The organism is Halobacillus aidingensis (assembly GCF_900104185.1).
In the GTDB taxonomy this organism is placed as follows: domain Bacteria; phylum Bacillota; class Bacilli; order Bacillales; family Halobacillaceae; genus Halobacillus; species Halobacillus aidingensis.
The window spans coordinates 12,903-29,230 of sequence record NZ_FNIZ01000009.1 but is presented as its reverse complement, the minus strand read 5'-3'; the positions used below and the strand labels follow the sequence as shown (position 1 = coordinate 29,230).

The 16,328-nt window shown below is 44.7% G+C and carries 12 protein-coding genes; 1 reads left to right on the top strand and 11 read right to left on the bottom strand.

Annotated elements, in window-relative coordinates; genetic code table 11:
• Positions 1–10: 10 nt before the first annotated feature.
• Positions 11–1,159, bottom strand: coding sequence for an NAD-dependent epimerase/dehydratase family protein (locus BLS23_RS10365; RefSeq protein WP_089652488.1), 1,149 nt, complete (start codon positions 1,157–1,159; stop codon positions 11–13).
• Between the two features lie 295 nt (positions 1,160–1,454).
• The gene (locus BLS23_RS10360; RefSeq protein WP_089652487.1) at positions 1,455–2,948 is read right to left on the bottom strand and encodes a flotillin family protein; all 1,494 of its coding nucleotides are present in this window, start codon (positions 2,946–2,948) and stop codon (positions 1,455–1,457) included.
• Between the two features lie 200 nt (positions 2,949–3,148).
• Between BLS23_RS10360 and BLS23_RS10355 the strand changes: the two genes are divergently transcribed.
• Positions 3,149–5,104 (top strand): AMP-binding protein, encoded by a 1,956-nt coding sequence (locus BLS23_RS10355; protein WP_089652486.1) that lies wholly within the window; start codon positions 3,149–3,151, stop codon positions 5,102–5,104.
• A 122-nt stretch (positions 5,105–5,226) separates the two neighbouring features.
• Here BLS23_RS10355 and BLS23_RS10350 read toward each other — a convergent pair whose 3' ends face one another.
• The 9 genes from BLS23_RS10350 to parC all read right to left on the bottom strand — a co-directional run bounded on the left by BLS23_RS10350 (position 5,227) and on the right by parC (position 16,326).
• Entirely contained in the window at positions 5,227–6,756 is a 1,530-nt protein-coding gene (locus tag BLS23_RS10350; protein WP_089652599.1) for an acyl-CoA carboxylase subunit beta, read from the bottom strand.
• Between the two features lie 15 nt (positions 6,757–6,771).
• Entirely contained in the window at positions 6,772–7,554 is a 783-nt protein-coding gene (locus tag BLS23_RS10345; RefSeq protein ID WP_089652485.1) for an enoyl-CoA hydratase, read from the bottom strand.
• A gap of 3 nt (positions 7,555–7,557) precedes the next feature.
• Positions 7,558–8,466 (bottom strand): hydroxymethylglutaryl-CoA lyase, encoded by a 909-nt coding sequence (locus BLS23_RS10340; protein WP_089652484.1) that lies wholly within the window; start codon positions 8,464–8,466, stop codon positions 7,558–7,560.
• Positions 8,467–8,479: 13 nt separating this feature from the next.
• A complete protein-coding gene (locus BLS23_RS10335; RefSeq protein ID WP_089652483.1) occupies positions 8,480–8,692 on the bottom strand; it encodes an acetyl-CoA carboxylase biotin carboxyl carrier protein subunit in 213 nt (70 codons plus the stop codon).
• A gap of 12 nt (positions 8,693–8,704) precedes the next feature.
• Positions 8,705–10,060 (bottom strand): acetyl-CoA carboxylase biotin carboxylase subunit, encoded by a 1,356-nt coding sequence (locus BLS23_RS10330; protein WP_089652482.1) that lies wholly within the window; start codon positions 10,058–10,060, stop codon positions 8,705–8,707.
• Positions 10,061–10,077: 17 nt separating this feature from the next.
• On the bottom strand, positions 10,078–11,718 hold the full coding sequence (locus tag BLS23_RS10325; RefSeq protein ID WP_089652481.1) for an AMP-binding protein: 1,641 nt from the start codon (positions 11,716–11,718) through the stop codon (positions 10,078–10,080).
• 22 nt (positions 11,719–11,740) lie between these two features.
• A complete protein-coding gene (locus BLS23_RS10320) occupies positions 11,741–12,883 on the bottom strand; it encodes an acyl-CoA dehydrogenase (RefSeq protein WP_089652480.1) in 1,143 nt (380 codons plus the stop codon).
• Between the two features lie 69 nt (positions 12,884–12,952).
• Positions 12,953–13,585, bottom strand: coding sequence for a TetR/AcrR family transcriptional regulator (locus tag BLS23_RS10315; protein ID WP_089652479.1), 633 nt, complete (start codon positions 13,583–13,585; stop codon positions 12,953–12,955).
• 284 nt (positions 13,586–13,869) lie between these two features.
• Complete coding sequence (parC, locus tag BLS23_RS10310) at positions 13,870–16,326, bottom strand: DNA topoisomerase IV subunit A (protein ID WP_089652478.1); 2,457 nt, start codon at positions 16,324–16,326, stop codon at positions 13,870–13,872.
• Between the last annotated feature and the right edge of the window lie 2 nt (positions 16,327–16,328).

Below are 16,328 nucleotides of genomic sequence, written 5' to 3'. Positions count from 1 at the left end.
GGAAAACTCCTTACTTCCAAGTGATTGACGGCAATACGTTCTCTTCAATGATACGGTTTTTATTTTCGACGGCTGTGCGCAAAATGTCACGAATGACATCGTCTGTCAACAAGTGAGGTTCTAGACCAAGGTCACGCAGTTTTGTATTAACAGCGTTGTAATAATGGTCTTCATTCTCGATCCGAGGATTCTCGATCTTTTTCACTTGTGTATCAAGGCCTTCTTCTTTGGCGATTTTTTGAACGCGTTCAGCAAGATCCTGAACAGAGAACCACTCAGTAAATTGGTTGAACACGCGGAATTCACCTTTGTCAGCTGGGTTCTCAGCCGCGATCTCTACACATCTTACTGTGTCTTCAATATTCAGGAACGCACGTGTCTGCCCCCCTGAACCATAAACCGTGATGTCATGGCCGATGGCTGCCTGATTGACGAAACGGTTCAGAGCCGTCCCGAATACGCCATCGTAGTCTACACGGTTTACAAGCATCGGATCAAGACGCGTTTCGGCTGTATGTAAACCGTATACGATTCCCTGATTCAAATCTGTGGCACGGATGCCCCAAATTTTACATGCAAACATAATATTATGGCTGTCATGAACTTTGGATAGGTGATAAAAGGAACCAGGTTGTTTTGGATATGGAAGGGTATCCTTCCGTCCCTTATGTTCAATTTCAATATATCCTTCTTCGATATCAATGTTAGGAGTTCCATATTCGCCCATTGTACCCAGTTTGATCAGGTGACATTCGGGAGCGAATTCTTTGATCGCATAAAGAACGTTCAAGTTCCCCATGACATTGTTCGTTTGTGTATAAACCGCATGTTCGCGGTCGATCATTGAATATGGAGCTGAACGTTGTTCAGCGAAGTGAACGAATGCTTCAGGTTCCGTTTGGCGGAAAACTTCGCTAAGGAAATCATAATGGTTCAAGTCACCAACGAAAGTTTTGATTTCTTTTCCTGAAACTTCTTTCCATTTAGCTACCCGGTCCTCTAGTGAGGCAATCGGTGTAACTGAATTCGAACGTAGTTCATCATCATACTTTCTGCGTACCAAATTATCTACGATGGTTACATCATGTCCTTGTTTGGATAGGTATAATGCTGTTGGCCAACCGCAAAAACCGTCTCCCCCTGCTACAATAATTCTCATAATCTACCTCCTAGTTACGTCTTGCATACTCGTATTCCATTATAGAATGACTCTAATGACTGTTCTATCTTCTTACCAATCGTCCTTCGCTTGAAGACGGAAAAAAAGTCAAGGTCTCTACGTTTTTGACTTTACCATTAATTTAATTTTGAAACAATTAATTCTTTGTTAAACCGTCGATTCTATGTAGAGATATGCACGTGAGACCTGAAACCTATTTACCCCAAATGAAGAACGCTTCAAACCTACTTTACAATAAAAGCCTGCAGAACAACAAGTTCTGCAGGCTCAGCAATCATTTTTCCTCTTCCGGATCTTTGGGAATGGAAGGTCCTTCTTCCTTATCCTCCTGATCTTCTTTTGTAGCAGCCGCTTCCTCCATTTCATCACCAGAAGCTCCTCCAAATTCATGGACAGCTCCTCTTGATACGTAACTTTCAAGCATCGCTTTCAAATCCATGCCTGTCGTTTCTTTTAATGATTCCTGAATGCCAAGCATTGTGGAAGTCACACTGTTTGCTACTTTCGCAGAACCACCGCGTGAATCGCTTCCTCCCATATCGATAACCTTCATGTCTTTAATTTGACTGATCGGTGCCGATACTTTTTCAGCATACTCAGGCAATACTTTAATGAGCATTTCCATAATGGCCGCTTCGCCGTAATGTTCCATCGCTTTCGCCATACGTTCTTTTGATTCAGCTTCAGCAATTCCTCGTTGACGAATAACTTCCGCTTCGGATTCCCCTTTAATTCGTTCATTATCAGCTTCTGCCTGTGCGCGTTTTGTCACTTCATAAGCTTCAGCATCAGCGATGGAGCGACGTCGTTTGTTCTCTTCTTCTTCTAATTCGACCGCTCTCTGTTTTTCAATGTACTGAACTTTCAACTCTTCTTCTTTGATTTGCTGGGCTAGTTTCTGTCTTTCCAATTCCCCTGCTTGATCTGCATTCGCTTTTGCACGGTTCGTTTCTGTCTGGAATTCCGCTTCTTTGATGTCTTTTTCCTTCGTCGATGCAGCAACGGCAGTCAAACGGCGGTTTTCTTCATCTTGTGCTTCCTGGTCGTTTTTCGCCTGGTAGATGCGAGTCTCTTTCGTTGCATCGGATTCTGCCATGTTCGCTTTCTTTTGCACCTCAGCAATATGAGGACGACCGAGCGCATCGATGTATCCATTTTCGACATCCACATCCTCAACATCATTCAATGCGAAAGAAGTGATTTCAAACCCCATGCCTTTCAAATCGGATTCAGCGATTTTTTTCACCTGAGTGTTGACTTCCTTAAAATCATTATAGATTTTTTCAATCGGAAGCGATGCGATGATTGAACGTAAATGACCATTGAGGACATCTTTCAACTCCGATTCTCTTTCTTTTTGTTTTTTCCCAAGGAACTTCTCAGCAAAATTGGCCATGATTTCAAGCTCACTGCCAATACTGATGACGGCAGTACTTGCAACTCTGACCGGTATCCCTTCCTTCGTATAAGCTTTGTCTGAATTGACTTGCAGCTGAAAGGATGTCAAATCAATTGGAGTCGCCGTCTGAAACATTCGCAGGCGGTACCCTCCACCACGAATAATTTTGACCGAGCGTCCATTATCATCCTCAAATACATTCTTTTCTTGTTCCGGATCCCCAAGCTTCGGCCCTGTAACAATCAATGCCTCATTCGAACTTGCTGTCTTATAACGCATACGGAAGACGATAAAGGTTATGATTCCTCCAACGAGAACAACAGCTCCAATCACACCTAAAATGACTAAAAGTAACGCACCTTCAAACAAATGATCACTCCTCTTTTCTTTCTCCCTATTTATGTAACAAAAGGGGTTATATTACATAACGATTACAACTCTATTAAAGTTTCAGGAAATTTTCAATGTTCGACTAATTTTTTGTTAAGGAAAAGAAATCCTTGAATCCATTCAAGAAGGAGATTCCGTTATAATAGTAATTAGAACATTCTGAAAAAGGAGGCGCATTTATGAGTACATTCTCCAATGCATGGACCCCTACAATAGAACAGAAAGAATCGACGCGATTATTCCAATGGATGAAAAAGCATGGCTACAGCTGCTATGATAACTTTCACTCTAAATCCATTGAGGATATTGAATGGTTTTGGGAAGAAGCAGTCAAAGAGTTGGACATTAAATGGTACACCCCTTACAAAAAGGTATTAAATCAATCCCATGGACCTATGTATCCTCAATGGTTTGAAGCAGGAGAGCTGAATGTCGCACACATAGCCCTTGACCGCTGGGCGGAACATCCGTCCAAAAAGAATGACACCGCTCTTTACTGGGAAGGAGATAACGGACAAACGGCCGCCTACTCCTTTAAAGACTTGCAAAAGGAAGTGGATGCTGTCGCTTATGGACTTGAGAATTATGGAATCACTGAAGGCGATATTGTTACATTGTATATGCCAATGCTCCCTGAAACGCTCATCGCTATGCTGGCCATTTCCAAAGTGGGTGCGATTTTCTCCCCTGCCTTCTCTGGTTACAAAGCAGATGCCGTCACCACAAGAATCCATGCAAGTAAGTCGAAAGCGTTGATTACAGCTGATGGTTTTTACCGTAGAGGAAAAATGATTCCTATGAAAGAAGAAGCAGATCTTGTTGCAGATCAATGCCCTTCTTTAGAACATGTTTTCGTCGTTGAACGTACAAGAGCGAAAGTAAACTGGAAAGAACCTCGTGATGTTCGCTGGACTGATTTGAGAAAAAAAGAGACCGATTACAACGCTAAAGTGAAACAAGCGAATGACCCTTTTATGCTCATTTACACCTCAGGCACGACAGGAACTCCGAAGGGAGCTGTCCATACGCACGCAGGATTCCCCATTAAGGCTGCCTTCGATGCTGGCCTATGCATGGATGTCACGAAAGAAGATACTTTATTCTGGTACACGGATATGGGATGGATGATGGGGCCTTTCCTCGTGTACGGAGGATTGGTGAATGGAGCATCCATCGTCATGTTTGAAGGTACCCCTGATTATCCAGAACCCAACCGTTTATGGGAGCTTGTGGAAAAATATCATGTGACCCATTTAGGAATATCCCCCACCCTTGTCCGCTCCATGATGAAGCATGGGGAATCTTGGCTCGAAAAACATGACCTTCAGTCCTTGAAACTTATTGGATCAACAGGAGAGCCGTGGAATCCGGAGCCGTGGCATTGGCTTTTCAAGCATGCGGGAGATTCGCGTATTCCGATTTTCAACTATTCAGGCGGAACAGAAATTTCAGGTGGAATCCTCGGGAACGTACTCGTCAAACCGATTCAACCGGTAACCTTCAACGCTGCTCTTCCGGGTATGGATGTCGATGTCTACAATGAAAAAGGGCAATCCCTTGTCAATGAAGTTGGCGAACTGGTTATCAAATCCCCATGGGTCGGAATGACGAAGAGCTTTTTTGAAGACGACGAGCGTTATGAACAAACGTATTGGAGCCGCTTCAAAGATACGTGGGTTCATGGCGATTGGGTGATCAAAGATCAAGATGGTTACTATACGATTACCGGACGGTCCGATGATGTCTTAAACGTGGCAGGTAAGCGTTTGGGGCCTGCTGAAGTTGAATCCATCCTCGTTGAGCATAGGGCTGTTATTGAAGCAGGAGTTATTGGAATTCCTCATGAAGTGAAGGGAGAAGAACCAGTCGCTTTTGTCGTCCTTCAAGATCACCGTCATTCCGAAGACCTTATTGAAGAATTAACGATGTACCTCTACCAAAAACTAGGCAAAGCGCTCGCACCCAAAAAGATATTCGTTGTCGATGATCTTCCAAAAACAAGGAACGCTAAAGTTATGAGACGCGCCATTAAGTCTGCATATTTGAACAAACCTTCTGGTGACTTGAGTGCACTCGTAAACCCAGAAAGCGTCAACCAGATCCGGAGCATTGGTCAAAATGTTTCTCCAACATGATAACAGTCAGAAGCTTGAGTGCGGTGTCGCTGGTATGGACAATTGATCTACAGCTTAGAATTAAATCATTCCCTATATAACCAAAAAAGTTCCTGGACTTTGATCGTCCAGGAACCTTTACGTTATACCGGATATACGCCGTGTTTTCTTTCTGTAAACAAAACATCTTTCGTTTCATAGGCATCATATCGAGTGGAAAGCTCTTCGCGCAGCTTATTCGGCTGAACGATATCATCGATGACCATTTCAGAAGCCAAACGATAGATGTCAATATTCTCTTTGTATTCTTCATGCTTTTCTTTAATGAAAGCTGGTCGTTCTTCTTCAGGCAGTGCGGCGATCTTATTGGCATACACCGCGTTTACAGCCGCTTCCGGCCCCATGACAGCAATTTGTGCGGTAGGTAAGGCAAGACATGCATCTGGCTCAAACGCCGGCCCTGCCATCGCATAGAGCCCTGCTCCATAGGCTTTGCGCACTACAACGGAAATTTTAGGAACGGTCGCTTCACTCATCGCAGAAAGCATCTTCGCCCCGTGACGGATGATACCAGCGCGCTCCACTTTTGTTCCAATCATGAACCCTGGAATATCGGCAAGGAAAAGCAGTGGAATATTAAAAGCATCACAGAGCTGGATAAATTTCGCAGCCTTATCTGCGGAATCAGGAAACAGAACGCCTCCTTTTGCTCTCGGCTGGTTGGCAATAATTCCGACAGGCCGTCCTTCAATTCTCGAAAGCCCTGTAATGAGCTCAGGCGCAAACTTTTTCTTAATTTCACAGAATGAATGATCATCAATAATACGATCAATCAACTGATACATATCAAACGGCGCATTTTGGTTTTTAGGAATCAATTCTTCCACACTTTTTTCGAATGGAGCAGGTTCTCTCGAATCCGCCTTTTTCGGAAGTTCCCTGTAGGATTGTGGGAAATAGCTCAAATATTTTCTGGCAAACGCAATCGCATCACTTTCGTCTTTCGCTAAAACATCTCCGCATCCAGAGACAGAACAATGCATGTTCGCGCCGCCCATTTCCTCAAGCGTCACTTTTTCACCAATGACTTTCTCTGCCATACGCGGAGATCCTAAATACATGGATGCATTTCCATCGACCATGACGACGATGTCGCAAAAGGCAGGTATGTAAGCCCCGCCCGCTGCGGATGGTCCGAATAGCAAACAGACTTGTGGCACACGGCCGGATAGTTTGATTTGATTATGGAAAATACGTCCTGCCCCGCGGCGGTTAGGAAACATTTCAACCTGATCGGTAATCCTTGCACCCGCAGAGTCGACAAGGTAAAGCATCGGTACATTCAGTTTTAATGCGGTTTCCTGGATCCGTATGATCTTCTCAACCGTCCGGGCGCCCCAGGAGCCTGCTTTTACGGTTGAATCGTTGGCCATTACGCATACTTTTTCCCCGTTGATTCGCCCGATACCTGTGACGACACCATCAGCAGGCAGGGAATCATCCTGGCAATTGGCAAAAAAAGCATCCTCGATATCGATGTTGTCATCAAACAAAAGCTGAAGACGTTCACGGACGAACATTTTCCCTTTTTCCGCGTTCTTACTATGGTATTTTTCAGCACCACCTGAAGTAATTTTCTTCGCTCGTTCTTCTAACGTTTCATTTGTAGGCATCGTTTTTTCCACCTTTTATTCTCCTTTGTATTCCGGTTTCCTTTTTTCCTTGAACGCTTGAAGTCCTTCCACCCGATCATCGGTTGGAATCGTCTTTTCATAACAGGCACGCTCAATCTCAAGGCCTGAAGACAAATCGGTATCATATCCTTGATTGATCGCTTTTTTCGCCTGCTTCATGGCGACCGGTCCATTCCGTGCGATGCATGCCGCCAGATCCTTCGCTTCTTCCATAAGGAATTGCGGTTCGTGAATATATTCGACAAGACCGAGGGAATAAGCGCGCTTCGCTTCCACTGGCTTCGCTGAATAGATTATCGCTTTGGCCTGACCGATTCCAATCAGCCTTGATAGACGTTGTGTTCCACCAGCCCCTGGTATGATGGCAAGCGATGTTTCCGTCAGACCCACTTTCGTCGATGTGCTCATCATACGTAAGTCGCAGGCAAGTGCGAGTTCTAATCCTCCGCCAAACGCGACCCCATTGATGACAGCAATCGTCGGTACATGAATGTCTTCGATCATTCGAACCGTATCTCCGATTTTTGTTACGGTTTGGACGACTTCTTCTTCACTCATTCCCCTTCGTTCTTTCAGGTCAGCACCTGCACAAAACGCTTTGTTTCCTTCCCCAGTCACAAGAACGACCCTGATCTCCTGACGACGGTTGATTTCGTGTGCTTTTTCCTGCAATTGATTCAGCAACTCAGAAGACAATGCGTTCGCTGCATCAGGCCGGTTCAATTTCAGTACATACACGTGAGGGGAAAGCTCTTCTAACGTGACAAGTTCCTCCATCCGTTACACCCTTTCTTTGTTTACCACCTGCATTTGATGACTCGGCAATGACTTATTCAGCACACGCTGGATATAAACAGCCGCTTCCTTCAGTTTTTCTTCATCGATCCCTGTTTCAATGCCCATTTGATGGAGCATGTGCACAAGGTCGTCTGTTGCTAAGTTTCCGGAAGCTCCCTTGGCATATGGACAGCCTCCGAGCCCTCCAAGGGATGCATCAAAAGTGGTGATGTTATGCTGCATGGAAACTAGGACGTTGGATAAGGCCATCCCTCTCGTATTATGAAAATGCATGGCAAGCTTATCGAAAGGCAGCCATTGCTTCCATTCGTGAAGGGCTTGATCGACTTGTCTTGGATTTGCGACACCGATCGTGTCTCCCAAAGATAGTTCATCAATGCCCATATCCAAAAGACGTTCACTGACCCTCGCGACCTGGTCTGTATCAATGGCTCCTTCATATGGGCAGCCAAAAACCGTAGATACATAACCTCTTACACTCTTTCCTTCTAATTTTGCTTCTTGGACGACTTCTTTGAGAACCGGATAGGTTTCTTCGATGGACTTGTTAATGTTTTTTTTGTTGTGCGTATCGGAAGCGGACATGAAGACAGAAACTTCATCCACGTCCGTATCAATCGCTGCTTCAAGCCCCTTCCGGTTGGGAACAAGGGCGGCATATGTGATCCCTTTTTTTCGTGAGATCATTGCTGCCACTTCTTTTGCATCTTTCAATTGTGGAATCCACTTCGGATGGACGAATGAACTGAATTCGATGTATGAATACCCTGCGTCAGACAAAAGATTGATCCAGGCAACCTTATCTTGAAGCGGTACTTCTACAGTTTCATTCTGCAGGCCATCACGCGGACCCACTTCTTTGATTGTGACTTTTTCAGGCCATTCCAACATAAGAACCTCCTGTTTATTCGATGATTGCGATAACGTCCCCTTCGTTGACGAAATCCCCTTCACTCACTTTCAACTCTTTGACCGTCCCGGATGTTTCTGCGGGGATCGGAATCTCCATTTTCATAGATTCCAGGATGGCGATGTCCTCCCCATCGTTTACTTGAGCTCCTTCGCTTGCAACAATTTTCCATACACTTCCTGCCATGGATGCTTTGATTTCTGTCATGATTGTTCCTCCTTAATGATTCGTCAATGTTGGTAGGTAATAGTTTTCTACAAATGTGGTTTTCGTTTCGCCTTCCTTGAACTTCTCATGGGTGACGACACGCTTCAGCATCGTCAAGTTGCATTTGATGCCTTCAATCTCGTATTCGTGAAGGGCTTTTGTAAGACGTTCTATGGCATCTTCTCTGTTCTCTCCATGAATGACGAGTTTCGCAATCATAGGATCATAGAATGGAGTCACTTGTGAATCTCCTTCGACCGCTAATTCATGCCGCACTCCTGGCCCTTCAGGCAGAACCATTTTCGTCAATTTTCCTGGAGAAGGGTAGAAGGTGTTCGGATCCTCCGCGTAAATTCTCACTTCGATTGCGTGTCCGTCGATGATCAAATCCTTTTGTTTGATGGATAAATGTTCTCCATCCGCTACCCGCAGCTGTTGTTCAACAAGATCGATCCCTGTGATTTGTTCTGTGACGGGATGCTCAACTTGTAAACGTGTATTCATCTCAAGAAAGTAAAAGTTCTCTTCATCATCCACGAGAAATTCAATTGTACCGGCATTGGAGTACCCTAGAGAAGCCACGGCCTTCAGTGCGCTTTCTCCCATTTTTTCTCGTGTTTCTTCAGAAAGAACCGGTGATGGAGCTTCTTCGACGACTTTTTGGTGCCTGCGTTGAATGGAGCACTCTCTTTCAAACAAATGAACGGCGTTTCCGTGACGATCAGCAAGCACTTGGATTTCGATATGACGCGGATGCTCGATCAATTTTTCGATGAACATTTTCCCGTCACCGAAAAAGGCCTGCGCCCGTTTGGAATTTCCTTCAAACGCTTTTTCAAGCTCTTCATCGTTATAGACCGCCTGCATGCCAATGCCACCGCCTCCAGCAGCCGCTTTCAGCATAACGGGATAACCGAATTCACCAGCAATTTTCTTGGCATCGTCTGTGTTCGCGACAGCATCTTCCGTTCCAGGGATAATCGGAACGCCAGCCGCTTTCATTTCCGCCCTTGCTGCAATTTTATCTCCCATTTTCGCAATGACATCCGCATCGGGGCCGATAAACGTGAGGCCGGCTTCTTCGGTTCTTTTTGCGAACTCAGCATTTTCACTCAAAAGACCGTATCCCGGGTGAATCGCTTCTGCTCCGGAATCTTTAGCTACTTGTAAAATTTTATCGACGTTCAAGTACGATTCATTCACGCGCGGCTTACCAATGAGATAACTTTCATCCGCCATTTGTACGTATGGAGCCTGTTGATCAGCTTCCGAATAGACAGCGACCGTCTCGATGTTCAGCCTTTGACACGTCCGAATGATTCTGGAAGCAATTTCTCCCCGGTTGGCAATTAGAATTTTTTGAAACAACAGTGATCACCTCTCTATTAGGATTTTAAGTTCATCATTTCAAGCGCATGTTCCCGGAGTCTGAACTTCTGAATTTTTCCGCTCGCCGTCATTGGGTACTCATCCGTGAAGCTTATATAACGAGGAATTTTATGTTTCGATATTTTCCCTTCGCTAAACGACTTGATATCGCTTTCATTTAATTGCTTGCCATCTTTCGGAATGATCCATGCCATGATCTCTTCCCCGTACTTCTCATCCGGAACTCCGACCACTTGCACGTCGAGAACATCTGGATGCTGATACAAAAATTCTTCTATTTCTCTCGGATAGACGTTTTCGCCTCCGCGGATAATCATATCCTTAATTCGACCGGTAATTTCAATGTATCCGTTTTCATCCATGACTGCAATATCCCCTGTATGAAGCCAGCCATCCGGATCAATCGCAGTCATCGTCGCTTCCTCATTTTTATAATACCCTTCCATGACGAGATACCCTCGAGTACAAAGTTCACCGGGGATCCCCGTTTCGACTTCTTCACCTGTTGCAGGTTCGATGATTTTTACTTCGACATTCGGATGGGCACGGCCGACGCTGCTTACTCTTAAATCGATAGGGTCATCGGCTTTTGTTTGTGTAATAACAGGGGACGATTCCGTCTGCCCATAGGCGATCGTGATTTCTTCCGCTCCCATATCCTCAATCACACTCTTCATGACTTCCATAGGACATGTGGATCCCGCCATGATTCCTGTTCGTAAAGTCGTCGGCTTCAAATCTTCATATTCCGGATGGTTCAATTCGGCAATGAACATAGTAGGCACTCCATGGAGGGCTGTACAGTTTTCCTCTTTCACAGCCTGCAGCACTTTTTTCGGATCAAATTGTTCCAAGATTACCATTGTCGTCCCCTTGGAAACGGCAGCCATCGTTCCTAGCACACATCCGAAACAGTGGAAAAATGGAACGGGAATACAAAGGCGATCCTCTTCTGTTAATCGCATACAATCCGCTACCTGGTTTCCATTGTTCACGATATTGTAGTGACTCAACATGACCCCTTTTGGAAAACCTGTCGTTCCAGAAGTGTACTGCATATTGATGACATCACGATGATGAAGGGTTTCTTTCCGTTCTTTTAGTTCCCCCTCACTCACGGTCATCCCCATATCAAGGATATCCTGCCATGAATAACAACCGCGATAGGACTTGTCACTCAAGACGACGACATTCTTTAAAAATGGCAGGCGATCGCTTTGAAGATCTCCTTTTTCAGAGGTTTCAAGCTCCGGACAAATTTCTTTCAAAATATCAATATAAGAAGTTCCTTTGAAATCCTCAGCAAGAATCAATGTGGACGCATCGGATTGTTTTAATAGATATTCGAGTTCCTGTGCACGATAGTTCGTGTTGACGGTGACAAGGACGCCACCCATTTTCCCAGAAGCAAATTGAGATTGAAGCCATTCCGGTTTGTTATCAGACCAAATGGCGACATGCTCTCCTTTTTCGATTCCAAGAGCCATGAATCCCTTAGCTACTTCATCGGTCACATCATTGAATTCGGCATAGGTTTTTCTAAGACCTAATTCAGGATAAACGAACGCCTCATGGTCGGGATAAGCTTCTGCCTGCTGTTCTAACAATTCACCAACCGTCTGCTCTAATAGGGACATAACATCTCCTCCTTTAAAAATTTTAACAGCCTAACTGACGGGCAATGACCAAGCGCTGGATTTCTGATGTACCTTCACCAATTTCAAGAAGTTTCGCATCACGTAGAAAACGCTCGACTTCGTATTCTCTCATGTATCCGTATCCACCATGAATTTGGATGGCCTGATTGGCAGAGCGGAAAGCCGTCTCTGAAGCAAAGAGTTTTGCATACGCCGATTCTTTCGTGAAATTCCTTCCCTGATCTTTCAACCATGCTGCTTTCAGGACCATATTACGTGCAAGCTCTACTTCCATAGCCATGTCGGCCAACTTAAACTGAATCGCCTGGAATTTTGTAATCGGCTGACCGAACTGTTTTCGTTCTTTGGCATAGGCGAGGGCGCGATCCAATGAAGCTTGTGCGATTCCTACCGCCAGGGCAGCAATGGAAATCCTTCCGCCATCAAGCGTATATAGGAATTGCTTGAACCCTTTTTCCGGATCGCCGAGAATATTTTCTTTCGGTACTTTTACATCCTCTAAAATAATTTCAGATGTGTTCGATCCACGGACGCCCATTTTGTCGTATGGACTCGTTATCGTCATGCCTGGTGTATCTTTTGGAACGATGAAAGCGGAGATAATGTTTTTCCCGTCTTCGCGTTTTCCTGAAACTGCCGTGACCGTGATGGACCTCGCATATTCAGCATTTGTAATCCAGCACTTTTCTCCATTGATAACATAGTGGTCACCTTTCAATTCGGCACGCGTCTTCGTTCCTCCTGCATCTGAACCGGCATTCGGTTCTGTCAATCCAAAAGAAGCCAACCCTTCTCCTTTAGCCAGAGGGGTTAAGAATTCTTGTTTTTGTTCTTCTGTCCCGAAATAATAGATAGGACTCGCTCCTAGAGAAACAGCCGCTGCGTAACTGAGGCCCGTAGAGCCACATACACGACCGATTTCTTCAACAGCCAGAGCATAACTGACCGTATCTCCACCTGATCCGCCATACTCCTCAGGGAATGGGATACCAAGAAGTCCAAGTTTGCCCATTTCATCGAAGATATCCTTCGGAAATTCACTGTTGATGTCGATATCCACCGCTCTTGGTGCAATCACATCCTCTGAAAAATCACGGACCATCTTCCTTGTCATTTCCTGCTCTTTCGTTAAGTCGAAGTTCATATGATTCCTCCTTAGGGAAGTAAAGACCGACTGGTTGGTCTGTTGTAATGATAAATATAATGAAAGCGGTTACTCGCTTTCATAAAAAAAAGGAACTTTTAACATATGACGGAAGTATTCACTGTCTTCTTTACCTGGAAGCAAAAAGTGCAGCACCAGATCAGTAAAAACTTCTGCGATTTGATCGATGGTGTAAGTCCCATCCCTCCGGTACCATTTATAGATCCAGTTGACCATACCTAAGATAGCCATGCCTGTGATCTCAAGGGGCAGTTCTCTGCGGAAATGGCCGGTTTTTTGACCTTCTTCAATGACATTGAACACCATGCGTTTGAATTTATCACGTTTTCCCTTGATCTCTTCCTCATACGCCGGTTTTAAATACAGGCTTTCCTGATAAAACACCGAAATATGCGGTTTGTACAAGTCAAAAACTTGGACAAACGATTGAATGATTGCCTGGACTTTCGGTATAGGGGAAGAATGAGTAACGTTAGCGGCCTGTGCTTCTTTCAATACATATGTAATAAACGTGTCGTGAATGACGAATAGAAGTTCATCCTTTGACTGAAAGTGATGATAAAAGCCGCCTTTCGATGTATTTGTTTCCTGGACAATTTGTTTTACTGTGACGCCGTGAAAACCATGGCGGTCGAACAGCTCTAAAGACGTCTGGATAATCTTTTCTCTCAAATCGCTCATACATCAACTCCCATCTGCTGAATATACACTCATTTTATCACATTTTTCTGAAAATACAACGGTCTAAAGAATGACATCATTCGTGTGCATTACTCCCCATTACAAAATCCCCCAGTTATCAGCATGAACTGATTTATCCTCTTTCCCTTTCACTACATAATGATCTTTTCACTCATGGAATAGAAAAAAAGATTTCCCCCGGGCAATGGAAAGTCGCTTACTCCTCCAACAGATCCTTTTTCACCTAAGTAAAAAAGCCCTCTGGATTCAGAGGGCTTTACTCATCATTCTGTATCAGATTCTGTTTCAAACGGTACACAGTAGACCGGCTTGATCCACGCTTCTTCCGCTTGTCCTTTTTCTTCGGTATCCAGGACATAAGAACCATTGCTGTAACGATCATTCGCTTTAAAGTCCATCGTGTTAACGACGATGGTCTCTTGTTTTTTCGTCATGATCATCACTTGATCATCTCTGTTTACAAGGTGCACATCCACCAATTGGTGCGGATTCTTTTTCAACTCTCTTAACATGAGCACCCCGCGTTTAGCACGTGTTGTTCGTTCAAACTCTTTCAACCGCATCCGCTTCACCGCGGCACGGTGGGTCGTTAGAAGGATCGATGGATCTTCGGACGCTCTGAACAATTGTCCAGACACAACTTCATCGTCTTCCTTCAAGTTGATCGCTTTTACCCCTGCCGCTCTTTGACCGACGGTGTTCACTTCCTCTTCATGATACCAAAGACCATAAGCTTTCTTTGTAGCAATAAACAAATCCGACTGCCCATCCGTTTTGTGGACATCCACCACTTCATCATCATTTTTCAGATTGATGGCAACGAGTGCTTTGGAATGGCGCTGGGCTTGATAGAGCTGTAAATCGCTCTTCTTAACCATTCCGTTCTTCGTGAAGAAAAGAAGGTATTCTTCAGATGTGAAGTCGCGAACAGGTATGGCCTCTACAATATATTCGTCCTTTTCCACCTGTACGATATTGGAAATGTACTGACCAAGGTCTTTCCAACGAATATCCGGCAGTTTGTGTACAGGCAAGAACAAATATTTTCCGCGGTTGGTAAAGAGTAAAATGGTATCCGTCGTATTGATTTCAAATAGACCTAACAGGTGATCGCCGTCTTTCATGGCGAAATCTTCCCCGTTTGATGCTGCATAGGAACGCAGGCTTGTCCGCTTGATATACCCATCTTTCGTCACGGACACGAGCACATCTTCACTCGCAACTGTCACTTCAAGGTCTACTTTCAACTCTTCTACCTTTTCTTCAATCTTCGTCAAACGATCATCATTGTATTGTTTTTTCATGGAACGAAGATCCGCTTTAATGACCTTCATCATTTCGTTTTCACTGGACAGCAGTTTTTCTAAATATTCGATTTGCTTTTTCAGTTCATCTGCTTCTTTTTGCAAGGCTGTAATATCTGTATTCGTCAAACGATACAGCTGCAAGGTAACGATCGCTTCTGATTGTTCTTCTGTGAAATCGTAACTTGCGATGAGCTGTTGCTTTGCATCCGCTTTGTCTTTGGAGCTGCGAATCGTTGCGATGACATCGTCCAAAATGGAAATCGCTTTGATCAGACCTTCCACAATGTGAGCACGAGACTTTGCTTTATTCAAGTCATAAATGGATTGTCTTGTGACTACTTCCTTCTGGTGCTTGATATAGGCGTCAAGCATCATCGGAAGACTCATAAGGCTGGGTGTCCGCTCATGAATGGCGACCATATTGAAGTTGTAAGAGATCTGAAGGTCCGTATGCTTGTAAAGGTAATTGAGAACTCCTTCACTGTTTGCATCCTTCTTTAGATCAATTACGACACGGAGGCCGGTACGATCCGTTTCATCACGGACTTCAGCGATTCCTTCAACTTTTTTATCGATTCTCAGTTCATCCATTCGTTTGACCATGCTTGCTTTATTCACTTCAAAAGGAATTTCGTCGATGACGATTTGTTCCCGTCCTCCACGCTGTTCTTGAATTTCTGCACGACCGCGCAAAACGATTTTTCCTCTTCCTGTTTCATAGGCTTTCTGGATCCCATCGATTCCCTGAAGAATCCCGCCTGTTGGGAAATCCGGACCTTTTAATTTCGTCATCAGTTCAGGTACAGTCGCTTCAGGTTTATCGACCCTCATGATCACCGCATCAATCACTTCCCCGAGATTGTGGGAAGGGATTTCTGTCGCATAACCTGCGGAAATCCCCGTAGAGCCGTTGACAAGAAGATTAGGAAACTTGGCCGGAAGCACGGTCGGTTCATCGATCGTGTCGTCAAAGTTCGGAATGAACTCCACCGTCTGCTTTTCAATGTCCCTGAGCAGTTCGGATGAAATAGCGGAAAGTCTTGCTTCTGTATAACGCATAGCGGCGGGCGGGTCACCATCGACACTTCCGTTATTTCCGTGCATTTCTACTAAGGACTTTCTCACTTTCCACGTTTGGCTTAAGCGGACCATCGCATCGTAAACGGATGTATCCCCGTGGGGGTGATAATTACCGATAACGGTACCGACCGTTTTCGCGGATTTCCGGTAAGCTTTGTCGTGCGTGTTCTTTTCCTGGTGCATCGCATAAAGGATACGCCGCTGTACAGGCTTCAACCCGTCCCTGGCATCAGGGAGGGCACGTTCCTGGATAATGTATTTACTATATCTCCCGAAGCGGTCTCCGAGAACCTCTTCTAATGGTAAATCTAAAAACTTCTCTGCCTCTGCCAACA